At 72.8% G+C, this 24,972-nt stretch carries 20 protein-coding genes, 1 tRNA gene and 3 pseudogenes; 13 read left to right on the forward strand and 11 right to left on the reverse strand.

From position 1 onward, the window contains the following. Nucleotides 1-183: pseudogene (locus BMY89_RS08280) on the forward strand (hypothetical protein); the annotation flags it as partial. Nucleotides 184-340: 157 nt separating this feature from the next. Here BMY89_RS08280 and cobA read toward each other — a convergent pair. The 3 genes from cobA to cobC all read right to left on the reverse strand — a co-directional run bounded on the left by cobA (nt 341) and on the right by cobC (nt 3,865). Next, complete coding sequence (gene cobA, locus BMY89_RS08285) at nt 341-1,630, reverse strand: uroporphyrinogen-III C-methyltransferase (RefSeq protein ID WP_092377618.1); 1,290 nt, start codon at nt 1,628-1,630, stop codon at nt 341-343. Nucleotides 1,631-1,700: 70 nt separating this feature from the next. Beyond that, a complete protein-coding gene (gene cobT / locus BMY89_RS08290; protein ID WP_092379119.1) occupies nt 1,701-2,792 on the reverse strand; it encodes a nicotinate-nucleotide--dimethylbenzimidazole phosphoribosyltransferase in 1,092 nt (363 codons plus the stop codon). Continuing rightward, nucleotides 2,792-3,865, reverse strand: a complete 1,074-nt coding sequence (gene cobC, locus BMY89_RS08295; protein ID WP_092377621.1) for an Rv2231c family histidinol phosphate aminotransferase CobC — start codon at nt 3,863-3,865, stop codon at nt 2,792-2,794. Before cobC ends, cobT begins: the two co-directional genes overlap by 1 nt. Before the next feature lie 121 nt (nt 3,866-3,986). Here cobC and BMY89_RS08300 point away from each other — a divergent pair, with 121 nt between their 5' ends. Continuing rightward, a complete protein-coding gene (locus BMY89_RS08300) occupies nt 3,987-6,119 on the forward strand; it encodes a transglycosylase domain-containing protein (RefSeq protein WP_092377623.1) in 2,133 nt (710 codons plus the stop codon). Here BMY89_RS08300 and BMY89_RS08305 read toward each other — a convergent pair whose 3' ends face one another. Further along, nucleotides 6,120-7,589: a cobyrinic acid a,c-diamide synthase CobB gene (locus tag BMY89_RS08305; RefSeq protein WP_092377626.1), complete on the reverse strand. Its 1,470-nt coding sequence runs from the start codon at nt 7,587-7,589 to the stop codon at nt 6,120-6,122. It abuts the gene before it with no gap. Between the two features lie 284 nt (nt 7,590-7,873). On the opposite strand from BMY89_RS08305, the gene BMY89_RS08310 reads away from it, so the two are divergent. After that, nucleotides 7,874-8,692 (forward strand): SURF1 family cytochrome oxidase biogenesis protein, encoded by an 819-nt coding sequence (locus tag BMY89_RS08310; protein ID WP_092377629.1) that lies wholly within the window; start codon nt 7,874-7,876, stop codon nt 8,690-8,692. Nucleotides 8,693-8,697: 5 nt separating this feature from the next. On the opposite strand, the gene BMY89_RS08315 is transcribed toward BMY89_RS08310, so the two are convergent. The 4 genes and pseudogenes from BMY89_RS08315 to BMY89_RS08330 form a co-directional block, all read right to left on the reverse strand. Further along, nucleotides 8,698-10,266: an ATP-dependent DNA ligase gene (locus BMY89_RS08315; protein ID WP_092377630.1), complete on the reverse strand. Its 1,569-nt coding sequence runs from the start codon at nt 10,264-10,266 to the stop codon at nt 8,698-8,700. A gap of 105 nt (nt 10,267-10,371) precedes the next feature. Further along, entirely contained in the window at nt 10,372-10,578 is a 207-nt protein-coding gene (locus BMY89_RS08320; protein ID WP_092377633.1) for a hypothetical protein, read from the reverse strand. A gap of 62 nt (nt 10,579-10,640) precedes the next feature. Further along, nucleotides 10,641-11,996 carry a dipeptidase gene (locus BMY89_RS08325; RefSeq protein WP_175510343.1) on the reverse strand — a complete coding sequence of 452 codons (1,356 nt, stop codon included), beginning with the start codon at nt 11,994-11,996 and terminating at the stop codon, nt 10,641-10,643. Continuing rightward, nucleotides 11,986-12,894 (reverse strand): annotated as a pseudogene (locus BMY89_RS08330) (uridine kinase family protein); the annotation flags it as partial. The gene BMY89_RS08325 and the pseudogene BMY89_RS08330, both read right to left, overlap by 11 nt. Here BMY89_RS08330 and BMY89_RS08335 point away from each other — a divergent pair. Continuing rightward, nucleotides 12,829-13,230: a rhodanese-like domain-containing protein gene (locus BMY89_RS08335; protein WP_092377637.1), complete on the forward strand. Its 402-nt coding sequence runs from the start codon at nt 12,829-12,831 to the stop codon at nt 13,228-13,230. The pseudogene BMY89_RS08330 and the gene BMY89_RS08335 overlap by 66 nt on opposite strands. A gap of 29 nt (nt 13,231-13,259) precedes the next feature. Here the strand turns inward: BMY89_RS08335 and BMY89_RS08340 are convergent. The 3 genes and pseudogenes from BMY89_RS08340 to BMY89_RS08350 all read right to left on the reverse strand — a co-directional run. Beyond that, nucleotides 13,260-14,793 (reverse strand): annotated as a pseudogene (locus BMY89_RS08340) (cobyric acid synthase); the annotation flags it as partial. Continuing rightward, on the reverse strand, nt 14,790-15,785 hold the full coding sequence (locus BMY89_RS08345) for a cobalamin biosynthesis protein (protein ID WP_092379125.1): 996 nt from the start codon (nt 15,783-15,785) through the stop codon (nt 14,790-14,792). The gene BMY89_RS08345 and the pseudogene BMY89_RS08340, both read right to left, overlap by 4 nt. A 186-nt stretch (nt 15,786-15,971) precedes the next feature. Continuing rightward, nucleotides 15,972-16,781, reverse strand: coding sequence for a single-stranded DNA-binding protein (locus tag BMY89_RS08350; protein ID WP_092377639.1), 810 nt, complete (start codon nt 16,779-16,781; stop codon nt 15,972-15,974). A gap of 346 nt (nt 16,782-17,127) precedes the next feature. On the opposite strand from BMY89_RS08350, the gene BMY89_RS08355 reads away from it, so the two are divergent. The 9 genes from BMY89_RS08355 to BMY89_RS08395 all read left to right on the forward strand — a co-directional run bounded on the left by BMY89_RS08355 (nt 17,128) and on the right by BMY89_RS08395 (nt 24,917). After that, nucleotides 17,128-17,550 (forward strand): HPF/RaiA family ribosome-associated protein, encoded by a 423-nt coding sequence (locus BMY89_RS08355; RefSeq protein WP_092377641.1) that lies wholly within the window; start codon nt 17,128-17,130, stop codon nt 17,548-17,550. A gap of 56 nt (nt 17,551-17,606) precedes the next feature. Beyond that, nucleotides 17,607-17,813 carry a hypothetical protein gene (locus BMY89_RS08360; RefSeq protein WP_111313803.1) on the forward strand — a complete coding sequence of 69 codons (207 nt, stop codon included), beginning with the start codon at nt 17,607-17,609 and terminating at the stop codon, nt 17,811-17,813. Between the two features lie 80 nt (nt 17,814-17,893). Continuing rightward, nucleotides 17,894-18,943: an alpha/beta hydrolase gene (locus BMY89_RS08365; protein WP_170147615.1), complete on the forward strand. Its 1,050-nt coding sequence runs from the start codon at nt 17,894-17,896 to the stop codon at nt 18,941-18,943. Between the two features lie 105 nt (nt 18,944-19,048). Then, nucleotides 19,049-19,121, forward strand: a tRNA-Arg gene (locus tag BMY89_RS08370). Between the two features lie 107 nt (nt 19,122-19,228). Beyond that, the gene (locus tag BMY89_RS08375; RefSeq protein ID WP_139217925.1) at nt 19,229-19,708 is read left to right on the forward strand and encodes a hypothetical protein; all 480 of its coding nucleotides are present in this window, start codon (nt 19,229-19,231) and stop codon (nt 19,706-19,708) included. A gap of 174 nt (nt 19,709-19,882) precedes the next feature. Next, nucleotides 19,883-20,827, forward strand: coding sequence for a helix-turn-helix domain-containing protein (locus BMY89_RS30835; RefSeq protein WP_269766859.1), 945 nt, complete (start codon nt 19,883-19,885; stop codon nt 20,825-20,827). A gap of 258 nt (nt 20,828-21,085) precedes the next feature. Next, nucleotides 21,086-22,423, forward strand: a complete 1,338-nt coding sequence (locus BMY89_RS08385) for a cytochrome P450 (RefSeq protein ID WP_092377650.1) — start codon at nt 21,086-21,088, stop codon at nt 22,421-22,423. Between the two features lie 9 nt (nt 22,424-22,432). After that, nucleotides 22,433-23,341, forward strand: coding sequence for a terpene synthase family protein (locus tag BMY89_RS08390; RefSeq protein ID WP_232521135.1), 909 nt, complete (start codon nt 22,433-22,435; stop codon nt 23,339-23,341). Further along, nucleotides 23,328-24,917: a prenyltransferase/squalene oxidase repeat-containing protein gene (locus BMY89_RS08395; protein WP_232521136.1), complete on the forward strand. Its 1,590-nt coding sequence runs from the start codon at nt 23,328-23,330 to the stop codon at nt 24,915-24,917. The genes BMY89_RS08390 and BMY89_RS08395 overlap by 14 nt, the downstream gene beginning before the upstream one ends. Nucleotides 24,918-24,972: the final 55 nt, after the last annotated feature.

Raw genomic sequence — 24,972 nt, forward strand, 5'->3', positions numbered from 1 at the left:
CAGATCACCGACCCGGAGTACTCGACCCTGGCGTTCCTGAAGGGTCTGAAGCAGGTCGACGGCTGGCAGGACATGCCGCTGACCGTGGCCGCGCAGACCGTGCAGGTGTCGGCGTACCCGGATCACTACGCCCAGTGGGAGCAGTTGGCCGCCGACCTGGTCGCGCAGCACTGGAACAGCTGACCCCGCAACAACTGACCCACATCTCGATCAGACTTTCCTCGACAGAGGGGGAGCAGAAAACCGCTGGCCGGCACCCGTACCCCGGGTGCCGGCCAGCGGCGTCTCTCGACCCGTCACCTGCGGATGGCGGATGCCCACGACGGACTGGGGGCGACAGTCAGCGCCCCTCGGTACCCAGCAGCCCACCGAGCGCGACGACAACATCACCCACCACCACGACCGCCGGTGGCCGCAGCCCCGCAGCGGCCGTGTCGGCGGCGACCTCACCGAGTGTCGAGCGGATGATCCGCTGTGCACCGGTGGTGGCCTCCTGGACCACGGCGACCGGGGTGTCCGCCGGCCGGCCATGCGTCAGCAGCGTGGCGGTGATCGCCGGCAGGTTCCTCAGCCCCATCAGGATCACCAGTGTGCCGCGCAGCCCGGCGAGCGCGTCCCAGCGCACCAGCGAGTCCGGTGAGTCCGGCGCGACATGGCCGGACACCACGGTGAACTCGTGCGCCACCGCCCGGTGGGTGACCGGGATGCCCGCCGCCGCGGGGGCGGCGATCGAGCTGGTGACGCCCGGAACCACCGTGACCGGTACCCCGGCCGCCGCGCAGGCCAGCAACTCCTCACCGCCGCGACCGAAGACGTACGGGTCGCCACCCTTGAGCCGCACCACGAAGGCACCGGCCAACGCCCGGTCGACCAGAATCTGGTTGATCTCCTCCTGGGCGCGGGACGGGCCGTACGGGATCTTGGAGGCGTCGACCAGTTCCACCCCGCTGCGCAACTCGTCCAGGAGCAGGCCGGGCACCAGCCGGTCCGCGACCACCACGTCGGCCTCGGTGAGCAGCCGCCAGCCCTTCAGGGTGATCAGCTCCGGGTCGCCGGGGCCGGCCCCGACCAGGGCCACCCGACCGCCCCGCCCGGTCCTGCCGGGCAGGACGTCGACAGCGGACCGGGTGTTAACAGGGGGCCCCTGCTCTACAGAATCCGATAAGAAGGGGCCCGTCCTTTCATGCAGGAGGGTGCGGATGGCGTCGCGGACGGTTACCGCGCGGCGGGGGTCGCCGCCGCCGAGAACCGCCACGGTGACCGGGCCGTACCGGGTCACCGCCGGCGTCCAGGCGGTGGCCGCCCGGCGGTCGTCGGCGCGTACGCAGAAGATCTGACGTTCGGCGGCGGCGCTGCTGACCTCGGCCGCGGCGGCCGGGTCGTCGACGGCGACCTGAACCAGCCACGCGCCGTCCAGATCGTCGGGGACGAAGCGACGCGGCACCCAGCGCAGCCGTCCGGCGTCGGCGTGGGCGCGCAGCGCCGGGGTGAGTTCCGGCGTCACCAGCAGCACGTCCGCGCCCGCGTCCAGCAGCGCCGGTACCCGCCGGGTGGCGACGGCTCCCCCACCCACCACGACCGCCCGGAGGCCGGCCAGCCATAGCCCGAGGGGGTACGGGTTCGCGCTCACCGGACCGGCCTCTCGTTCGGCGTAACGGCGGCGGACGGCGTGCGGCCACGGAGCCGAACGGGTCGCCTGCTCACTTCTCGGCCACCCCGGCCGAGTCGAAGGTGGCCACCTCGTGCAGCACCCGGACCGCGCTGGTGACCACGGGCAGCGCCAGCAGTGCGCCGGTGCCCTCGCCGAGACGCAGGCCCAGGTCGATCAGCGGGATCAGGCCGAGCCGGCGCAGCGCGATCGTCGCGCCGGGCTCGGCGGAGCGGTGACCGGCGACCATCGCGCCGACCGCGTCCGGGGCCAGGGCCGCCGCGGCGAGCGCGGCGGAGACCGCGATCACGCCGTCCAGCAGCACCGGTACGCGACGCGCGGCGGCACCGAGCACGAACCCGGTCAGCGCGGCGTGCTCCAGCCCGCCGACGGCGGCCAACACTGCGAGCGGATCGTCCGGGTCGGGATCGTGGCGGCGCAGCGCGGCCCGTACCACCTCGATCTTGTGTTGGTACGTCGGGTCGTCGACGCCGGTGCCTCGGCCGGTCGCCTCGGCGGCGTCGACCCCGGTGAACACGGCGATCAGCGCGGCGGCCGGGGTGGTGTTGGCGATCCCCATGTCGCCGGTGAGCAGGATCCCCGCTCCCGCGTCGATCAACTCCCCGGCGATCCGGATCCCGATCTCGACCGCCGCCCGGGCTTCCTCCCGGGTCAGCGCGGCGGTGACGGTCATGTCCCGGGTGCCGCGCCGGACCGACTCGACGACCAGTCGGGGCACGTCGGGACGGTCCGCGCCGTGGTCGGTGTCGGTCGGTCCGGGTACGGGCAACGGGGTGGCCACTCCGACGTCGACCACGGTCACCGAGGCGCCGGCCTGCCGGGCGAACGCGTTGACCACCGCGCCGCCGGCCAGGAAGTTGGCCACCATCTGCCCGGTGACCTCCTGCGGCCATCCGGTGACCCGCTGGGCATGCACCCCGTGGTCCCCGGCGAAGATCGCCACAGCCGCCGGGCCGAGTGGCGGCGGCGGGCAGACGCCGGCCAGGCCGGCGAGGCGGACGGACAAGTCCTCCAGGACGCCGAGCGAGCCGGCCGGCTTGGTCAGCCGGGCCTGCAGCTGGCGGGCCGCGGTCATCGCCGGCTCGTCGAGTGGGCCGATGGCCGCGATGGTCGTCTCCAGCATCATGCCTCCATGATTTCCGCCAGCACCTCGGTGAAAGCATCGGTGGTCGCCCGGTCCCGTACCGCGATCCGCAGCCAGTCCGGACCGAGGCCCGGGAACGTGTCGCCGCGGCGTACCGCCCAGCCGCGCTCCCGCAGGGCGTGCCGGATCCGGTCGGCACCGGAGATCCGCACCAGCACGAAGGCGCTGGCCGGGCGGCCGGCGACGCGTACGCCGGGCAGGGTCGACAGCCGGGTGACCAGGTGTTCGCGGTCGGCGGTGAGCTGCGCGGCGATGGCGCGCTCGGCCCGGACCGCCTCGGTGCCGGCGCAGGCGGACGCGGCGGCCAGGGCCGGCGTGGAGACCGCCCAGAGCGGCTGTACGGCGGACAGCCGGCGCAGCAGTGCGGCGTCGGAGAGCAGGTAGCCGATCCGTAGCCCGGCCAGCCCCCAGGTCTTGGTGAGGCTGCGCACGACCACCAGCCCCGGCAGGTCCCGGCGGTCCGCCAGCGACTCGGGCTCGCCGGGTACGCCGGACGCGGCGGTGGTGTCGGCGAACGCCTCGTCGATCACCAGCACCCGGCCGGGGCGGGCCAGGGCGGCCAGGGCGGCGGCGGGGTGCAGTACGGAGGTGGGATTCGTCGGGTTACCGATCATGACCAGGTCGGCGTCGGCGGGGATCCGGTCCGGATGGAGCCGGAAGCCGTCGGCGGCGTCGAGCAGCACCCGCTGCACGGTGTGCCCGGCGGCCCGCAGCGCCGCCTCCGGCTCGGTGAACTGCGGGTGCACCACCACTGGCCGGCGTACCCCGCGCAGCGCCTGGGCGAGCAGCACGAAGCCCTCTGCGGCACCGGCGGTCAGCAGCACTTCGGCCGATGGCCGGCCGTGCCGGGCGGCGACGGCGGCGCGGGCCGGGCGAGGGTCGGGGTATCCGGCGAGATCGGCCAGCGATGCCCGGATCGGGCCGGCCAGCCACGGCGGCATCGGTGCGCGCCGCACGTTGACCGCGAGGTCGACCAGGCCCGCGCCGACCTCCGCGTCACCGTGGTGGGCGAGGTCCGGCTCGCTGGACGTCCCGGTCGACTGACCATGCATGACGGCGATCCTGCCGGGAAGCCGCCGGGTGGGACAGCAGCCCGGGGGGTTAGCCGCATCACCACCGATCACTTCATGAGTATTTCTCATGGACGAATCGGAAATGTCATAACTTAGCGGTGTGAGCAACCGACCCCTCGCTGCCGCTGGTCGTCTCGTTCCTCTCCTCCGTGCCGGACTGATCGCCGGCATCGTCGTCGCCGCCGTGGCGTACCCGTTGGTCGCCGTCACCGGCATCGGTGCCAAGGCCACCGCGCACGCCGTGGAGAGCAAGACCCGCCTGCTGGCCACCGCCCTGCCCGCCGAGACCTCCTACGTGTACGCGCCCGACGGCAAGACCGTGCTGACCATGTTCTACGAGGAGTATCGGCAGTACACGAAGCTCGCCGACATCTCGCCGAACATGCAGCAGGCCATCGTGGCCGCCGAGGACAACCGCTTCTACCAACACCACGGCGTCGACCCGAAGGGCGTCGCCCGCGCCTTCGTGGCCAACGCCCGCTCCAGCGGCGTCTCGCAGGGCGCCTCCACGCTGACCATGCAGTACGTCCGGATGGCGCTGCGCGACAGCGCCAGCACCCCGATGGAGGTGCAGGAGGCCACCGCACAGACCCCGATCCGCAAGATCAAGGAGATGCGGATGGCGGTCGACCTGGAGGAGGAGCTGAGCAAGGAGGACATCCTTGAGCGCTACCTCAACTCGGCGTACTTCGGGCACCGGGCGTACGGCATCTACGCCGCCAGTGAGATCTTCTTCTCCAAGACCCCGAAGGAACTCACCCCCGTCGAGGCGGCCACCCTCGCCGGCCTGGTGAAATCCCCCTCCCAGTACGACCCGGCCAGCTCCGACCAGAAGGGTGCCACCGAGCGACGCAACTACGTGCTGAACAACATGGCACAGCTCGGCTACCTCTCGCCGGACTCGGCCGAGGCGGCGAAGACCGAGCCGATCCGGCTGCGGCTGACCTACCCACCCAACGACTGCGCCTCGGTGCCGCAGGAGTGGAACAGCTGGGGCTTCCTCTGCGACTACCTGAAGAACTGGTGGAGCGCACAGCCCGCGTTCGGGGAGAACCGACTGCAACGGATCGACAAGCTGCGCCGGGGCGGCTACCGGATCGTGCTCAGCATGGACCCGAAGATCCAGGCGGCGGCCGAGAAGAACGTCGGCACCAAGGGCAACACCGGCAGTCCGTTCGCCAACGGCATCGTGGTCTCCGAGCCGGGCACCGGGCGGGTCAAGGCGATGGCGGTGAACCGCACCTACTCGTTGAACCTGGACGAGAACCCGCTCAGCTCCAATCCCGAGGCCGGGCCCAACGTGAAGGCGAACTACCCGAACACGGTGGCGCCGTTGATGGGCGGCGGTGACCTGCCGGGCTACCAGGCGGGATCGACGTTCAAGATGTTCCCCATGCTGGCCGCGCTGGACGCCGGCATGACGCTGAACACCACCTTCAACGCGCCGCACAGCTACCGCTCCGAGATCTACGACGGCTGGCAGCCGTCCAACGCCAGCGGCGCGATGAGCGGTACCCAGACCATGTGGTCCGGCTTCGGCAAGTCGGTCAACACCTACTTCGTCTGGCTGGAGGAGCAGGTCGGGGCGGAGCGGGCGGTACGGCTCGCCGAGCAGCTGGGGCTGCGCTGGCGTACCGACGTGGACCGGGACCACGCCTCACCGGCGAAGGCCAACAAGTGGGGCGCGTTCACCCTGGGCGTCTCCGACGCCACGCCGCTGGAGATGGCCAACGCGTACGCCGCCATCGCCGCCGACGGCCGGTACTGCGAGGCGATCCCGGTGAACGCCATCTACAACCGGGACGGCACCCCGGCCACCTTCACCACCGCCGGGGGGATCGAACGGGAGGTCGCCAAGCCGCGCTGCCGACAGGTGGTCAGCGCCGACGCCGCCCGGGCCGCGACCGACGCCGCCCGCTGCCCCACCGGCGACACCCCGGCCAAGGGCGGTTGCGGCGGCTGGTCGACGGCGGACAGCGTGCGCGGCACGGTGGGCCGACCGGTGGCCGGCAAGACCGGCACCACGGACAGCACCCGGTCGGCCTGGTTCGTCGGCTACACGCCCGAGCTGGCGGCGGCCAGCTTCATCTCCGACCCGGACAACCCGTTCAACGCGGTGGGCGACGGCCAGTCGCAGATCCCGATCGCGGCGGTCTCCAACACCCTCCGCGACGCCCTGAAGGGCAAGCCCGCCCGGGACTTCGTCCCGCCGTCGGACCGGATAGTCGGCTGATCAGGCGGACGGCCCACCGGCCGGCCCGAAGCCCGCGACACCCGCCGGGCTGGCCGGGGCGACAGCGGCCGGGTCGGCCGGGGCAGCGCCGCCGTCCCCGGCCGGGACCGTGGCCGGCTCGGCCGAAGCGGCGGCCACCAGCCGCGACGCGATGCCGGGGTACGCGGCCCAGTGCGGGACGAGCTGCGAGGCGTGCACGCCGCGCCAGATGAACCCCTCCGGTGATCCGCCCGGCCAGCTCCACGCCGGCCGCGGCCCGCCCCGGGGGGTGAGCACCGCGCGATGCTCCTTGTGCCCGGTCACCACCTCGCCCCGAGCGGCGACCACGCTGTCGCCCTGCGCGGTCGCTTCCCGGTAGCCGACCACCAGTCCGTCCCGACTACTGCCGATCGCGTCGATCACCCCGCACATCGGCAGTCCGTCCAGCTCCCGGGCCAGCCAGAGCAGGCCGGCGCCCTCGCCGATCACCGGCCGACCGGTCCGGGCCAGTTCGGCGACCGCGATGCAGAGCCGACGGTTGGCGGAAAGCTGCTCGGCGTACGACTCGGGTAGGGCACCACCGATCACCAACGCCCGGGTGCCGGCCGGCAGCACCTCGTCGGCGAACGGGTCGACGGTCGCCACCTCGGCCCCGGCGGCGCGCAGCAGCTCGACCGTCTCGGCGTGGCTGAAGCTGCCCCCCGGACCCCCGGCGACCGCGACGACCGGCGGTGCGGCACCCGCGGGAAGGGGCGGGTCACCCGCGGGCGACCACGGCTGGACGCCCAGTGGCGGGGCGGAACGGGCCAGCCCGATCAGCCGCTCCAGATCCACCGTGGCGGTCACCGCCTCGCCCAGTCGACGGACCGCCCGGGCGGCATCGTCGGTGGCTTCGAGCACCGGCATCACCCCGTGCCGGCGCGACGGCAGCACCGAGGGCAGGTCCTGGCGACGCAGCGCGCCGTAGACCGGTATGCCGATGTCGTCGAGCGCCTCACGCAGCAACGTCTCGTGCCGGGAGGAGGCGACCCGGTTGAGGATCACGCCGCCGATCCACAGCTGCTCGTCGTACGCCCGGAAACCGTGCACCAGCGCGGCCACCGACTGACCCATCGCGGCGACGTCGACCACCAGCACCACCGGGCTGCGCAGCGCGGTGGCCACGGCGGCGGTCGACTCGGTCTCGGACCGGCCGGTGAGGCTGTCGTACAGGCCCATGCTGCCCTGCACCACCGCGAGCCCGGTGCCGGCCGCACCGTGCAGCAGCAGTGGGCCCAACCGTTCGGTGCCCACCAGCCGCGGGTCCAGGGTGCGTCCGGGCCGGCCGGCAGCGAGCCCGAGGTACGCGGCGTCCACCTGGTCCGGTCCGATCTTGAACCCGGCCACGTCGACGCCCCGGTCGGCGAACGCGGCGAGCAGACCGATCGCCAACGCGTTCTTGCCGTGTCCAGAAGACGGAGCACTGAGCACCAGACGCGGCACGACGGTCATCATCGACTCCTCGCGAGCGGACGGCGTGCCGACCGTCGGCGCGCTCCGCCCGCGTGACGATAGCCGAACCCGGCCGGGCACACGCACCATCCCGGGCCCTACCCCGGTCCAGGGTGGCCCACCCGTGGCGGACCGCCCCGACACGGGCACGCTCCGCCACGGGCGGACGCCTCCGCCCGGACGCATCGACGGCCACTGCCTGCGGCAGCGGCGCGGGACCACGCCGAGGCGGGTACGCCGGTGGCTCGGCGCAGTGGCGGCGGTCACACGGGTAGCCTCGTGGCGTGTACCGGTTCCTGCTGACGCCGCGCTGGCTGGGCATCCTCGCGCTGGCCCTGGCCGCCGCCACGGTGATGGTGCTGCTCGGCAACTGGCAGCTGGACCGTTACCACGGCCGCACGGCAGTCAACGAGCGGATCGACGCCGGCCTGCGGATGGACCCCGTACCGCTGCGGGAGGCGCTGCCCGCGCCGACCGGCGGGCCCGGCACGGTCGGCCCGCCACCGGCGCAGGAGCGGACCTTCATCCGGGTCACCGTCACCGGTCGGTACGACACCGACAACGTCGTCCTGGTCCGGGGCCGGACGGTGGAGAGCCGGGTCGGTTTCGAGGTGGTCACCCCGCTGGTGCTGGCCGACGGCACCGCCGTCCTGGTGGACCGGGGCTGGATCCCGCCGGCCCCGGGTGGGGCGATCGCCCAGCCGGAGGTGCCACCGGCGCCCGCGGGCGAGGTGACCGTCGAGGGACGGATCCACGCGAGCGAGAGCGGCGACGCCAAGGTGGCCCGGCGCGACGGCGTGCTGGAGAGCCGCCGGGTGTCCGTGCCGCAGCTCGCCGGGGAGCTGCCGTACCCGGTGCACGGCGCGTACGTGCTGCTCGACGAGCAGACGCCGGCCGCCGACCCGGTGTTCAAGGCGGTGACGATCGGCCATACCAACAACTGGCAGAACCTCGGCTACGTCGTGCAGTGGTGGATCTTCGCGGCGATGACTCTCTTCGGCTACGGCTGGGTCGCCCGACGGGAGGCCCGCCGCCTGGCCGGCGTGGTCGACGAACGCCCCCGCGACCGAGCCGCCGACCCGGAGACGCAAGCGGCCAGCTGAGGCGTTCAGCCGGGCGGGCGGCCGGCTTGCACGGCGCGTACGGCGTCGATGGTGTCGGCCTCGGCGGCGGTCTTGTCGTCGCGGTAGCGCACCACCCGCGCGAAGCGCAGCGCCACCCCGCCGGGATAGCGCGAACTGCTCTGCACCCCGTCGAAGGCGATCTCCACGACCTGCTCGGGCCGGACCCGCACCACCCAGTCTCCGCGCTCCACGGCGAGGTCGAGGAAGCGCTCGGTCTGCCAGCGCAGCAGCTCGTCGGTGAGACCTTTGAAGGTCTTGCCGAGCATCACGAACCCGCCGGTCTGCGGGTCGCGCGCCCCGAGGTGCAGATTCGACAGCCATCCGGTACGCCGCCCGCTGCCCCACTCGACGGCGAGCACCACCAGGTCGAGGGTGTGCCGGGGCTTCACCTTCACCCAGGCCGCGCCGCGCCGGCCGGCATCGTAGGGCGCGTCGGGCGCCTTCACCACCACGCCCTCCTGACCGGCGTCGAGCGCGGCGGCGAACGCCTCCCCGGCCTGTTCCGGGCCGTCCACCTCCAGCCGGCCCACCAGCAGCGAGGCGTCGGCCGTGCCGCGCAACGCGGCCCACCGCTCGCGGCCGGGCAGGTCGATCAGATCCACGCCGTCGAGGTGCAGCAGATCGAAGAAGTACGGCGTGAGGACGGTCTCGCCGGTCCGCTCGGCGGCGGCGCGCACCGCCGCAGCGACCGGCGCACGGCCGGCTCGGCGGGCGGCCGCGCTCGACGTCTGCTGGAACGGCAGCGGCCGGCCGGTGGCGTCCAGCCCGATCGCCTCGCCGTCGAGCACGATCTCCCGCGCGGGCAGAGCACGTACCGCGGCGACCACCTCCGGTACCCGTGCGGTGATCTCGTCGAGGCTGCGGCTGAAGACGGCGATGTCGGCCCCGCTGCGGTGCACCTGGATGCGGATGCCGTCGAGCTTGACGTCGACCACGGCGGGCGCGCCGGTGGCCGCGAGCGCCTCGTCGACCGACGGCGCGCTCTGTGCCAGCATCGGCGCGAGTGGCCGCCCGACCTGCAGCCCGAACCCGGCCAACGCCGCGGCCCCGCCGCCGAGCGCGGCCACCGCCACCGCCCGAAGGTCACCGCTGAGCAGCAACGCCCGGCGCACCGCGGCGACCGGCACCCCGGCGGCCCGGGCGATCGCGTCGGCGAGCAGCCCCGCCTGGGCGCCGTGGCGCAGCTCGCCGAGGAACAGGCCGGTCAGCAGGCGCTGCTCGTCGGCGGTCGCGGCGGCGTAGAGCGCCGCCACCAGTGCCCGCCGGCGGGCCTGCGAACCCGCTCCGCTCACCGCCGCGATACCGTCGATCGCCGCGTCGACCGAGGCCACGGTCAGGGTCGGCTCGGCCGCCGGCGCGGGCAGCTCACGCAGCGCGGCCCAGCCGACGCCGGTCTGCCGTTGCCGCAGCTCACCGGCGAGCCAGCCGGAACCCGCAACCACTTCGGTCGGGTCGAGCCGGCGCAGGGCGTCGGCGAGCAGCTCCACCTTGGCCCGCCGGCCACTGATGGCGCCGACGGCGGCCGAGGTGGCAGCCAGGTCCAGGAACCGCACGACCTCATCCTGCCAGCCGGGTAAGGAAGGGGCCCCGGTTAACGCCTGGTGCGTAGGAGGGGGCCCCTCCCAACGTGTGCTGCCGGCGCGCCGGGAGCGGCGGCGTCAGGCCGGGACCGGTTCCTCGACCCGCAGGCCGCGGGCGCGGACGCCGTCGGCGATGCGGGACAGCGACGTGTCCAGGGCCACCAGGGCGGCGGACAGCTCGCCGAGCTGTTCCTTGAGCGTGTCCTCGGGCCACGCGGAGACGTCCACGTCTCCCAGGGCGCTGACAGCGGCCTCCAGGCGGGCCAGAACCTCGTTCGTACGCATGTTCGAGAGGCTACAACAGCCCCGCGCCCGACACACCGGAAACGGTCACCATCCACCGGAAGTTACGGGTTCACTCCGCTCCGCGTCTGCGCGACCCTGGCCAGCAACAACGCCTCGGCCAGGCAGACCCGGGCGAACTCGCCCAGGTGCAGGCTCTCGTTCGGCCCGTGCGCCCGGGCGTGCGGGTCCTCCACCCCGGTCACCAGGATCGCCGCCTGCGGAAACATCTCCTGGAAGGTGGCGATGAACGGGATGGAGCCACCCACCCCGATCTCCACCGCGTCGGTGCCGTCCCAGGCGGTGCGGAAGGCCGACCGGGCCGCGTCGAACATCGGGCCGCTGGCGTCGATGACGCACGGGGCACCGTCGTGTTCGAAGGTGATCTCCACCTGAGCGCCCCACGGCGCGTTCCGCTCCAGGTGCTCGCGGAGCGCCGCGTACGCCCGCTTCGGCTCGTCGCCCGGCGCCAGCCGTACGCTCAGCTTGGCCTTGGCGGTCGGGACCAGCGCGTTCGGCGCCTCGCCGGTGGCCGGGGCGTCGATGCCGAGCACGGCCAGCGCCGGCTTGGTCCACAACCGGTCGGTGATCCGCCCGCTGCCGAACAGCCGCACCCCGTCGGCCAGCCCGGCCTCGACCCGGAACCGGTCCTCGGGGTAGTCGACGCTGGCCCCCTCGCGGGCGACCAGGCCCTGCACCGCCACGTTCCCGGCGTCGTCGTGCAGGGTGGCGAGCAGCCGGACCAGGGTGGTGAGCGCGTCCGGCACCGCACCGCCGAACATCCCGCTGTGCACGGCGTGGTCCAGCGTGCGCACCTCGACGAAGCAGTTGACGATGCCGCGCAGCGACGTCGTCAGCGCCGGCACGCCGACATCCCAGTTGGTCGAGTCGGCGATCACTATGACGTCGGAGGCGAGCTTGTCCCGGTGCTCGGCGAGCAGTCGCTCCAGGGAGTCCGAGCCGTACTCCTCCTCCCCCTCGACGAACACGACCACGCCGACCGGCAGTTGGTCGCCGAACGCGCGCAGCGCCGCGACGTGCGCCATGATGCCGGCCTTGTCGTCCGCCGCACCGCGCCCGTACAGCCGGCCGTCTCGCTCGACCGGCTCGAACGGGTCGGACTCCCACAGCGCCCGGTCGCCGATCGGCTGCACGTCGTGGTGGGCGTAGAGCATCACCGTCGGCGCACCCGGCGGTGCCGCCCGCCGGCCGATCACGGCCGGCTGACCACCGGCACGGGCCACCTCGACGTCGAGGCCACAGCCGCGCAGCAACTCGGCCACCGCCTCGGCGGAACGCTCCACGTGTGAGTGGTCGAAGCCCTCGAAGGCGATGCCGGGGATGCGGACGAGACGCTCCAGGTCGGCCCGGACGCCGGGCAGTTCCCGGGTGACGGCCTCCCGCAGGTCGGACTCGCTCATGATCGGTGAGGTCATGACCGGCATCGTATGCCGGCCTTACCCAGGGCCGACGTCCGCGTCACCCGGTTCGCACCCCATCGACACCGCCCGCGCCAGTGGTCCGCAGGTAGTAGCGGTCGGCATCGTGGGGCAACGTGGGCGCGCCGTCGACCAACAGGTCGGCCCGGCCTTCGGTACCGTCGGCGGCGAAGTGTGCCTGCTCGGTGATGTGCCAGCGACGCAGCTCCGGCAGGATCGCCGGCCCGTCGCGGGCCACCGCCCGGGCCAGCCGTTGCGGTTGCGGTGCGGTGACGAGAACCGCCAGGGTCGCCTCGGGGACGGCGGCGGCCCGGGCCGTGCTGACCCCCTCCACGATCAGCACCGGCGCGGCCGGCACCGGCACCGGCCTGGGCAGAAAACGACGGCGTACCCAGCTGTAGCGCCGGTAGGCACCGGCCTGCCCGGCCCGCACCGGCGCCAGCACCTGCTCCTCCAGCCGGTGCCAGAAGGTGAGCTGGTCGTCCCACCCGTCGAGCAGATCGTCGGTGTGCACCACGGGCGGCCGGGGCACCGCCCCGACGCCGGCCGCCCCGACGCCGGCCAGCTCGGCGGCGAGCGCGTCGGCCAGGCGTGCCGCGAAGACGGTCTTGCCCGCGCCGCTGGGACCGTCGATCACCACCAACCGGGTACGCCCCAACCGGGCCGGGCCGGCCAACACCCGCCGGGCCAGTCCGGCGTACGCCTCGAAGACCGCCGTCACGGGCACCGACGTTACCGATCGGGTTGTCCCGGACCACTTCGGACCGCATGCCCGTGCGCCGAACGGCATGCTCGTGGCGTGTCCCATTCCGTGATGAGTCCTGGTGTCGAGGCGTTGCTGGAACAGGCCCGCGCGGGCATGACCCGACTGACGCCGCAGGAGACGGTGCAGGCCGCGACCCGAGGTGCACTGATGATCGACATGCGCACCGAAGCGCAGCGGCGGGAACAGGGCGACCTGCCCGGCGTCATCGTGATCGACCGGACGGTGCTGGAGTGGCGGCTGGACCCGGCCAGCGACTGGCGCATCCCGGAGGCCACCGGGTACGACCTGGAGATCGTGGTGATGTGCTGCCAGGGCTACAGCTCCAGCCTCGCCGCGGCGAGTCTGCGCGCCCTCGGGCTGCACCGGGCGACCGACATGATCGGTGGCGTGGAGGCGTGGCAGTCGGCGGGACTGCCCTTCACCGACCAGGCCGCCGACGTCCGTCGCTGATCGCCGGTGCCCGTCCCGGCTCAGGGTGGTGGGGCGCCGGGTGGCACGAACGGCAGGCCGGCCGGCGGGCCGGTCTCGATGAGCCGCCACAGGGCGTCGGTGTCCAGGTGCTCCTCGACCAGGTCGCCGAGCAGGTCGAGGGTGCGCCCGCGGGCGGCGGCGAAGGACGTCCCCGGCGCCACCTGGAAGCCGGTTCGCCCGGCGAGGCGGGCCACCCGGGTGAGGAACCAGCGCCGGAACTCGTCGGACTCGAAGGCGCCGTGCCAGTGGGTGCCGTGCACGAGGTCGCGCAGCGCCCCCTCGCCGACGCCGCCGGCATCCCGCAGCAGCGGGGGCAGTTCCGGGTCGGCAGCCGAGACGTACCCGTGGTGGATCTCGTAGCCGTGCACCGGAAGGTCGCCGGCGGCGGTGCCCACCGCCAACCGGACCGTCTTCTGCGGAGCGAAGGTGATCTCGATGGGGAGCAGGCCGAGGCCGGGCACCGTGCCCCGGCGACTCTCCACCGGGTCGTGGATGGTCCGGGCCAGCATCTGGAAGCCGCCGCAGATGCCCGAGTACCGGACGGCCCGCCGCCAGGTGCGTGGTGACCGCGTCGGCGAGGCCCGTCTCGCGCAGCCACGCCAGGTCGGCCACGGTCGACTTGGAGCCGGGCAGCACGACCAGGTCGGCGGCGGCCAGCTCGGCCGGCTCGACGGTCAGCCGCACTCGCACCCCGGGCTCGGTGGCGAGCGCCTCGACATCGGTGGCGTTGCTGATCCGGGGCAGCCGCAGCACGGCCACGTCGAGCCACTCGGTGCCGTGCGGGGCGGCCGGACGGCCGAGCACCCGACCGTAGGCGAGCGAGTCCTCCGCGTCGAGCCACAGGTCCAGCGCCCAGGGCAGCACCCCGTAGGTGGGACGGCCGGTCACGCGGCGCAGCATCTCCAGCCCGGGGGCGAGCAGGCCGAGATCGCCCCGGAACTTGTTGACCACGAAGCCGGCGAGCAGCGCCTGGTCGGCGGGGTCGAGCAGGGCCAGGGTGCCGAACATGGCGGCGAACACACCGCCCCGGTCGATGTCGCCGACCACGATGGTGGGTAGCCCGGCCTGCCGGGCCAGGCCCATGTTCACGTAGTCGCCGTCGCGCAGGTTGATCTCCGCCGGGCTGCCGGCGCCCTCACAGATCACCACGTCGTACGTCGACCGCAGCTCCGCCAGCGCCGCGTACGCGGTCTCGGCCAGCCGGGGACGCAGGGTGCGGAAGGTGTCGGCGGTCATCGTCTCCACGGCCTGGCCGAGCAGCACCACCTGACTGGACAGGTCGCTGCCGGGCTTGAGCAGCACCGGATTGAACCGCAGGTCCCCCTCGATCCCGCAGGCCGCCGCCTGCATCGCCTGCGCCCGGCCGATCTCGCCGCCCCGGCCGTCCGCGCCGACCACCACGACGGAGTTGTTCGACATGTTCTGCGCCTTGAAGGGCGCCACCTTCACGCCCTGGCGGTACAGCCATCGGCAGATGCCGGCGGTGAGCACGCTCTTGCCGGCATCCGAGGTTGTCCCCGCGACCAGCAGCCCACCGGTCACCCCCGCCTCCACGGCCGGGCGGCCCGACGGGCGGCGGCACCGACCAGGCGACCGGCGGTCAGCGGGTACGCCGCCGTCAGCCCGAGCGCCGCCAGCCCGACCGCGCGGGAGATCCGGGCGGCCCGGGGCAGGTGCCGCGCCTCGGGGCGGGGACCGTCACCGAGGAACGGACGCACCTCCGTCCGGCCGAAGTACACGTTGCGCCCGCCCAGCCGCACGCCCAACGCACCGGCCATCGCCGCCTCGCACTGCCCGGCGTTGGGGCTGGGATGGTCGTCGCGGTCCCGCCGCCAGACCCGCCAGGCCCGGTCCCGATCACCCTTCCCGGTAGGTGCCAGCGCCACGGTCAACAGGCCGGTCAGCCGGGCGGGCACCAGGTTCAGCAGGTCGTCCAGGCGGGCGGTCGGGGTGCCGAAGCGGGCATACCGGGCGTTGCGGTGGCCGACCATCGCGTCGAGGGTGTTCGCCGCGCGGTAGCCCAGCAGGCCGGGCAGCCCGGCGACCGCGCCCCAGACCAGCGGGGCGACCACGGCGTCGGAGGTGTTCTCGGCCACCGACTCCACCGTCGCCCGAGCCAGTTCGTGCTCGTCGAGCGATGACGGATCCCGCCCGCAGAGATGCCCGAGCCGCTGGCGGGCGGCCGGCAGGTCACCGCCGCGCAACGCGCGACCCATCGTCCTGGCCTCGTGGCGCAGGCTGCGCCCGCCCAGCACCGCCCAGGTGCCGGCGGCGACCAGGGCCGCACGGGCGACCGGCCGGTGCCGGGTGCCGTAGGCGGCGGCGGCTCCCACCAGTACCGGCGCGCCGACGGAGAGCGCGGTGAAGACGCCACCGGCGAGGCGATCAGGTCGGTAGAGGCGGCGTTCCAGGGTGGCGGCGGCCCGACCGAACCCGGCCACCGGGTGTCCGCGCCGAGGGTCGCCGAGGAACGTGTCCAGGGCGTACCCCGCGACGAGTCCCGCCGCGTTCGCCACCGCTGCCGCGTGTCGCACCCGCACCACCCCCGGGCGGCCAGCCTAGCCGAGCCCGGCACCCGGACCGGCCGGGCGGACGCGCCGCCCCACCTGCGACCGGGCGGACGCGTCGCGGGCGACCGTGGCCGGTCGTTCGCGGGTGGGTGACCCGAAACGTCACGTAACCGGTCACCCACCCACGGCCGCGCCGCAGGACTCGCACCGTCAGGCAGGCTGCGGCAGCTTCCCGCGTCCTCGCCGGCCACGCCCGGTGACGGCGACGTCCGCCCCCGATTCCTCCGGACCCACCGCCAACCCCTCCTCGGGCCCGGTGATCCCGGCCCGCACCGGCGCCAGCTCGTCGGAGGCCGCCCGGTCGGCGTCGAGGAGGTGGTCGAAATCCTCGGACGCGAGCAGCTCGTCGGCGGACGAAGCGGACCGGGCCCCGGCGCCGGTGGCCGGCTCGGCGCCGTCGGGCCAGCCCTGCTCGTCGTCGAGGTCGTCGGCCAGCCCGGACCGAGGCCGGGTGAGGTCGGGCAACTCGAAGTCGTCGTCGACCGGTCCGTTGTCGAGCCGGGCGGGAGCCTGTTCGTCCGGCACCGGCTCGGTCGGCTCACCGTGCACCCGCTCCTCGGCCTCGGCGTCGGAGACCGCGCTGGTGGCCAGGTTTGGCCGGTTACGCAGGAACCGGCCCCGCCCCCGGGACAGATCGTGGCCGATGGCGACGGCCTCCAACTCGTAGAGCGTGCGGTGGTTGCCGGCGTCGTCGGTCCAGTCACGGGTGTAGAGCCGACCGCAGACCACTACGGGGTCACCGACCGCCACCGAGGCGGCCACCCCCTCGGCGAGTTTCCGCCAGCAGTTGACCCGTACCCGCAGGCTGTTGCCGTCGACCCAGCGCCGGCTGTCACGGTCGAGACGCCGGGCCGTCGAGGCGACCTTGAAGTTGGCCACCAGAGTGTTGCTCTGCGTGGTCCGGCGCCACTCGGGTGCCGTCAGCACATTTCCGACGATCGTCACAAAAGTATCGAACATTGTCCCTCCAGTGGAATCCAGGGCCGGTCTTCGCAAGTCGACTCGAACCCGAGCCTGCACCTCGGCAGCGCGCTCGGGCAGCCCTTCACACCGCACCTGTGGACGACGAGGCCGCCTGTGGACAACCACCTGATCAAGGTCCCGGCGTGGTAGGCCGGTCGACCCTGACCCGCCGACGCCCGGACCGCGATGATCAAGAGGCGGCGAAAATGGTCACGTTCCGGACGGAGCCGACCTGGGTAGGGAATGTGCCAACCGCACCTGTGAGCACGACGTCGAACGAAAGGTCAGCGATCATGAAGATGACCATCACCCGTTCCGCCCGCGTCCCTGGTCAGGTGCGGCGATGAGCCCGAACCCGGCCACCGTGGCGGAGTGCCTCCGGCTCGGCGCCGGCTTCTCGCAGGCCGACCGGAACTGGATCGTCACCCAGTTCGCCACGCTCGACGCCCGGCTGGCCAGCTTCCACGCCGACGCCACCGAGTTGGAGCTGTCGGTCAAGGACCGGGAGGCCAAGGGCCAGAAGGTCACGCTGGAGTGCTGGATCGCCGGCCGGCAGAAGATCGTCACCACCTCCACCGAGGAGGACCTGCACGCCGCGCTCAACGACGCCCGCGACGACCTGCGCCGCAAGCTCAACGACGCGAAGACCCGCCAGGAGCCGCGCAACAACAAGCACCTGCGGGTGGCTCCCCCACCCGGCCCCGTGACCCCGGGTGACGAGCCGGCCGACGAACTGGCCGGCGCCGGGACGACCGACGAGAGGTGATCGCGCGCGCCGGCCGGGCCACCCGGCCGGCGCACGACCATGGAGAGGTGAACGGCATGGCCAACGTGCAGCAACCGGAGATGCGCCGCAGCGGCGAGACCCGGCTGGTCCAGGACAGCGACGGCCCGAACCCGGCCGGCGACTCCTCGCCGAGCCGGGAGCACCGCTCGGTGCCGGTCGACCAGGTGTCGCCGTACGGCCCCGGCCGGGGGCGCGCCACGACCTCGCAGGAGCCGTCCGGCCGCGAGGCCGAAGGCGACTGAGCGCGGATGCCCCCGCCCGCCCGCAGTACGGGCGAGCGGGGGGCTACCGCCGGGTAGCCTGCCGGCGTACCGTCGGCGGGGTGGAACCCGACGTGCTGGGCCCGCCGTACGAGCGGCACACCATCGACCTGGGCCGCGACGACGAGGGCCCGGTGGTGGCCACCCTGGTCCGCCGCCGCGCCGAGCGCCCCACCGGGCGGGCCGTGCTCTACGTGCACGGCTTCGTCGACTATTTCTTCCAGACCCACGTCGCCGACTTCTTCGCGGACCGGGGCTGGGACTTCTACGCGCTGGACCTGCGCAAGTACGGCCGCAGCCTGCTGCCACACCAGACCGCCAACTTCTGCCGCGACCTCGGCGACTACTTCCCGGAGTTGGACGCCGCCGCAGAGATCATCCGCGATGAGGACGGGCACGACACCCTGCTGGCCATGGGCCACTCGACCGGCGGTCTGGTCATCTCACTCTGGGCGGACAGCCGCCGCGACACCGGTCTGGTCGACGGCCTGTTCCTCAACAGCCCTTTCTTCGACCTCAACGCACCCTGGTTCGTGCGCCGGCCCCTCGCGACCGCCGTCGCCCGCCTGGGCCGCAGGGCGCCACACCGCATCCTCCCGTTCGGGCTCGGCACCGTGTACGGCGAGAGCATCCACGCCGACCACCGGGGCGAGTGGACGTACGACCTGGCCTGGAAGCCGCTGGCCGGCTTCCCCGTCCGAGCCGGCTGGCTGGACGCCATCCGCACCGGTCAGCGACGGCTGCGCGCCGGGCTGGACATCCCGGTACCGGTGCTGCTCGCCTGCTCCACCCGTTCTTTCCGGGGCGCGAAGTGGCACGACTCGGCGAGCCTCGCCGACGCCGTCCTCGACGTCGAACACATGGTCCGCTGGGCGCCCCGTCTCGGCCAGCACGTCACCGTCGCCAGGTTCGACGGCGGCATGCACGACCTGACGCTCTCCGGCCCCGCCGTACGAGAGAAGGTCTTCGCCGAGGTCGGCCGGTGGGCCGAGGCGTTCCTCGGTGCCGGACCGACGACTCACCGCCCGGCCCCACCGCAACCCCGTGGCTCGACCGAGAACGGGTCCGCGCCGGCGGCGGAAACCACGCCCCACGCGGACGCGGACGCCTGAACCCGCCCCACGGGTACCGCCGAGGCCGCGCACGACGTGGACCTGGCCACCCGTTCCGGCGTGCGGGGCACGGGCGGCGGTACCCTTCTCGCGCGATACCACGACGCGCCCGTAGCTCAGCGGATAGAGCAGGGGACTTCTAATCCCAAGGCCGCAGGTTCGAATCCTGCCGGGCGCACCGCCACTTCCCCCGGAGCGAGGCCGCTGCCGAAATTGTCGCTGCGGGGCGATAGCTTCCCTCGGTCGCGCTACATCTGGCGGCATGTTGGCGACCGGGAGGCTTCTGTGGGCGTGCTGTACGACTACTTCCGCACCGGTGACGAGGAGGCCGTCGCGAAGCTGATGGCCGCCACGGACGGTGGACCTGTGGTGCGGGAGGGCGGCTCGCCTCTCGTGGACGCGCTCGATGCGAAGGGGATCGATCCGTCGGTGGTCCTCGGCAAGGTCGTGTCGTTCGCTCTCGACGTGCCCTGGACCGCCGGCCTGGTCGGGGAGCGACTTGTCTGGCCCGACGGCCCTGGCCCGGACCCCGAGTACGAAGGACCCTGGGTGGCTGCGCTCAGCGACCGCGCCAGGGACGCGCTGGCCGGTGTTACGGACGACCAGTTGCCGGGTCTGGCTGATCGTTGGTCACGTATTGAGGAGCTGTCTCACTACAGCGACATGCAGCCGGGGGCAATGCTGTCGGTCCTGCACGAGTTCGTGGGGCTGGCACGCAGAGCACGCGCGAACGCGGAGAGCCTCTACTGCTGGATCTGCCTCTGATCGCGGTCGGTGGTCGCATCGACGGCAGGGATCATCCTGGGGTGCCGGGTAGGCTCTGTGTCCGCCACCTGACCGGCGGGCAGACAGGGGAGGTGAGCTTCGATCCTCCGCGTCGAGACTCTTGACCTGACGCACTTTCCCAGGCGTGACCGGTTCGATGTCTGGCAGGACATCATCTCGAAGGGGACCGCTCCGTCGCTGTTCTCCAGTCCGCACGCGACGAACTTCACCGGGTTCGCCCGGGCGGTCGACCTGGGCGTGTCGCGGGTCATGTCGTTTCGCTATCCGGGGCTGACGATGCGGCGTTCGCAGCGGATGATCCGGCGGAGCGATCCTGAGATGTACGAGCTGGCCCTACCACTGACCGGTGACAGCGCACTCGTTCAGGAGCGCCGTGAGTCGGTCATCCGGCCGACCGAGTTCACGTTCCTCACCACCTCTCGCCCCTACGAGTGCCGGCATCTTCCGGAGCGGGAAACCGCACCCAGTGGCGGGACGGATCCCGCGCCACCAGCAACGTCGTCCACTGTGGCGATTCTCGTTCCACAGTCGGCGGTACCGCTTCCGCAACAGAAAGTCGTTCGACTGCTCGCCGGCCGCATGCGGACCGAGGGCATGACGGCCCTGCTGGCGCAGTTCCTGGTACAGGTCGGGGAGCACCCGGAGCAGTTCCGAACGGCCGCCGCCGGGCAGTTGGACAGGATGGCACTCGATCTGGTCTCGGCGACGCTGGCGCAGCACCTCGACCTGGAGGATGCGCTTCCGGTCGAGGTGCGGCAGCAGGGGTTCCGGGCCCGGATCGACGCGTTCATCACCGCGCACCTGGGCGACGTCGACCTCAACGCCCGTACGATCGCCGCCGCCCATCACATCTCGCTGCGTACGTTGTATCGACTGTGGGCGGACGAGGGCACCAGCATCGCCGAGTTGATTCGTCATCGGCGACTGGAGCGCTGCCGACACGACCTGGCCAATCCACTCCTTGCCGGTCAGCCGATCTACGCCATCGCCGCCCGCTGGGGCTTCGCCGACAAGGCGAGTTTCGCCCGCCTGTTCCGCGCGACCTACGGCTTGACGCCACAGGAGTACCGGCAGACGTCGGCCCCGCCGCAGGCGTGACGAGGACGCCCTCCGACGCCACCCCATCGACCTGAGTGACCACTCAGTAGGGTGGGCGACGCCCAAGACCCGCAACCGGTACGAGCGCGGCCACGCGACGAAGGCGATCACCCATTGCTAGATCGCCCTCACAACTTGCACACTTAGGCTGCATTAAGTCCTGGAAGTTGCGCGATCCACAACTACCGGGCCTAGCCGAAGGAGAAACGATCCGCAGTGGAGACGCCGGAGGCCAGAGCAGCAGGCAAGCCCAGGACGGTGCCGGTATGGAAGGCGCTGCCGAGCGCCCTCCGGGACGCACATCAGTCCCTGGTGGACGTCGGCAACGCGGCTGACGGTGCGGTCGTCCGTCTCGGGCTCGGGATCTCCAGCCCGTACCTGGTCACCCATCCCGAGCACGTCCAGCAGGTGCTGCAGGAGAATGCCGCCAACTATCCCCGGGGCGACAACACCGCCCTGTGGCGCTCGGTTCGCCGACTCGTCGGTGACGGCATCCTCTCCGAGGGTGAGACCTGGGCCGCCAGCCGCAGGACGTTGGCTCCACTGTTCCGCCCGGCCCGCATCAACTCGCTGGTCGACACGATGGCCGAGGCGATCGAGGGGGCGACCGACCGGCTCGACCAGGCGGCGGCGGACGGCACCGTCGTCGACATCGGATCGGAGCTGTCCCGCCTCGTCTGCGCGGCCATCATGCGGGTGTTCTTCGCCGACCGGCTGAACGTCGACGAGGCCCTGCGCATCATGGCGGCGCAGGAGTCGATCGTCACCTCCATGGCGCCACGGCTGCTCGCTCCCGTCGTGCCCTGGTGGGTGCCGATGCCGGGCGACCGGCGCTTTCACCGCGCCGTGCAGGAGATCGACGGCATCCTGCTGCCGGTACTCCGGCAGGCGCTGCGTCAGCCCGGGACGGAGGGGGACGTGCTGTCGACCCTGGCTCGGGCGAGCCGGGACGGGCAGCCCCTGACCGAGCAGCAGATGCGCGACGACCTGGTCTCCATGGTCGCCGTCACCACCGAGACCAGCTACGTGGCACTGACCTGGCTGTGGCCCGTCCTCGCCACGCACGAGCACGTCGCCCGCCGGCTCTACGCCGAGATCGACGACGTGGTCGGCGCCGGTCCCGTCCGGGCCGCTCACCTGCCCCGGTTGAGCTACACCCGGATGGTGCTCGACGAACTCCTGCGGCTGTTCCCCGCCGGCTGGATCGTCCCCCGCCGAGCCGCCGGGCCGGACGTGCTGGGCGGGGTACGGATCGACAAGGGCGCGACGGTGGTCCTCTCCCCCTATGCCACCCACCGGATGAAGGCGTTCTGGGGCCCGGACGCGGAGACCTTCGACCCGGAGCGGTTCGCCCCGGGACGGACCGATCAGCGGCACCGCTACGCCTACTACCCGTTCGGCCTCGGGATACATCGATGCCTGGGCGAGCACCTGTTCCAGTTGGAGGCCCAGCTGATCGTCGCGACGCTGGTCAGCAAGTACCGCTTCACCCTGACCGAGCCCTCGGTGCCCGGGATACGGGTCGCCGCGTCGCTGCGTCCACAACGACGGGTCGAGCTGACGCTCACGCGGCTTGAGCCCTCCGTCGCCCGCTAGGAGCCGATCTTGTCTTCCCCACCCCTCGCTACCGCATTCGAGCTGGCCGCCGAGGCGGGACGCATCTGTTCCGTGGCGACCAAGGGCCAACGTGACCTACAGGCCCGGGTCGCCGCGTACCCCAGCCTCTTTCCGGACCCTCCGGTCGACGCGACGATGCTGAGCGCCCTGGCGCTGTCCACGGCGTTCATCGCGCCGTGGTGCAGCGCAGCCGAGCTGCGCACCGCGAACCGGGCATCCCTCTGGGTCACCGCCGAGGACTGGTACATCGACTCCGTGGCCACCACCGCCGAGACGGCCACCGCGACCGTGACGACCTGTCTGTCCATCGCCGCCGGCGACGCGCCGGCCGCCGACGATCCCCTGGGGCGGTTCCTCGCCGACATCCGCGATGACCTCGCCGCGATGCCGGCGTTCGGCCGCCTTGCGCACCTGTGGCGCGAGGAACTGCACCGCATGCTTGATGCTGAGCTGCGGGAGTGGCAGTGGCGGGCGGCCAGGGATGCCGACCCGACAGATCTACCCGGCCCGGCTGAGTATCTGGACAACGCCCCCGGCTACGGCGCCACCTGGGTCAACGTCTCGCACTGGATCGCTACCGGGGCGGTCGACAGCGAGCAGCGACTCGCCGAGCTGATCACCGCCAGCCTGGCGGTGGAGAAGGTTCTGCGGCTGGTCAACGACCTGGCCAGCTACGGTCGGGACGTCAAGGCCGGGGACCTGAACATCCTCATGCTGGGGGTCGACCAGGACGACGTGCGTCGACAGGTCGGCGACCAGATCCGCCGCTGCCGGACCCTGCTGGACTCGCTGGCGGACTCGTGCCCACGGGAGGCCGTCTACCTTCGGCGTGAGCTCGGCTTCACCACCTCCTTCTACGGCGGAGGCGACTTCTGGGGCAGCGGTGACGACCGTTGACCGTGGCACGCCGGCCGGGTCGGTCCTGGACCCCGCCGAGCTGGCTGGCGACCTGGTCGCCGAGATGTTGCGCGAGCCCGCTGGCCGCACCTCCCCGTCGATCTACGAGACCGCGCGGTTGGTGAGCCTCGCCCCATGGCTGGTCGGGCACGCCGACCGGGTGCGGTACCTGCTCGACAACCAAGACCCGGAGGGCGGCTGGGGGCCACCCGGGGGCTACGCCCTGGTCCCCACTCTGAGCGCGACGGAGGCCCTGCTCGCGGCGTTGCGCGCGGCGTCAACCGCGAACGCCGCCGAGGTGGCTCGCGCCGCCGGCCGGGCGCTGGACAGGTTGGCCGTGCTGCTGCGCGGCTCCGGGCCCCTACCGGACACACCGGCCATCGACCTGATCGTTCCCGCGCTGGTCGACTCGCTCAACAAGCACCTCGGCCACCTCGCGGGCACCTCACCGGGCGATCGGCGGTGGCAGCGGCGCGACCTGGATCTGCCAGCGGGTATGACCCGCCAGCGGCTCGCCGCCGTCCGCCGTCTGGTGGCGACCGGGGCACCGGTGCCCGAGAAGCTGTGGCACGCCCTGGAGATCCTGCCCGACCTCGCCCCGACCGCCTCGGGTGTGGTGTCGATGTCACCCGGCACGGTGGGTGCCTCGCCGGCCGCGACGGCCGCGTGGCTCGGTGCGCCGGATCGCCCCGACGGGCGGCAGGCCGTGGCGTTCCTGGAGGAGACCGTGCGCCGCAACGGCGGCCCGGTGCCGTGCGCGACGCCGATCACCGTCTTCGAGCGGGCGTGGGTGACCGCCACCCTGGTGCGGGCAGGTATCCGGGTGACGGCCTGTCCCGACCTGATCGACAGCCTCACCGCAAACCTGGGTGCGGCGGGCACACCGACCGGGCCCGGCCTACCGGCGGACGCCGACACCACCTCGGTCACCCTGTTCGCGCTCGGTCGGATCGGGGCTCCGGTGTCCCCGGACTGCCTCTTCCACTTCGAGACGGGCGAAGGTTTCTGCACCTGGCCGGGCGAGGACGGCTTCAGCGTCACCACCAATGCCCACGTGCTCGACGCACTCGGGCAGCACGCGGGCCGGCATCCCGAGCCGGGACACCGGTACCGGAGCGCGGTTCGCCGCCTGGTGGCGGCGCTACAGGAGCGCCAGGACGCCGAGGGCAGTTGGGATGACCGCTGGCACGCCTCCCGCTTCTACGCGACGGCATGCTGCACCGCGGCGTTGGCGGAGTTCGGTCCCACGCCCACGGTGCACGCCTCACTCGCCAGCGCCGCCGACTGGGTGCTGGCCACGCAGCGCCCGGACGGCTCGTGGGGTACCTGGGGGGGCACGGCCGAGGAGACCGCGTACGCGGTGCAGACCCTGATCGCCACCGGACAGCGGCGCACAGAAGTCGTCACGGCGGTCCGTCGCGCCCACACCTATCTCAGCTGTGACGACGGGCAGGACGGGCTGGCGCTGTGGCATGACAAGGATCTATATCAACCCACCGTGATCGTTCGTGCTGCCGTACTGGCTGCTCAGCACCGGGCGGCGGGCTGGCTGGCCGCCGTACCCGCCTGGGCGTGACGGCAGCCGTCGATCACCCACTCCGGACAAAGATTGTCCGGGTCGGACGGATCTG

Source organism: Micromonospora phaseoli (assembly GCF_900109115.1).
Taxonomy (GTDB): Bacteria; Actinomycetota; Actinomycetes; order Mycobacteriales; family Micromonosporaceae; genus Micromonospora; species Micromonospora phaseoli.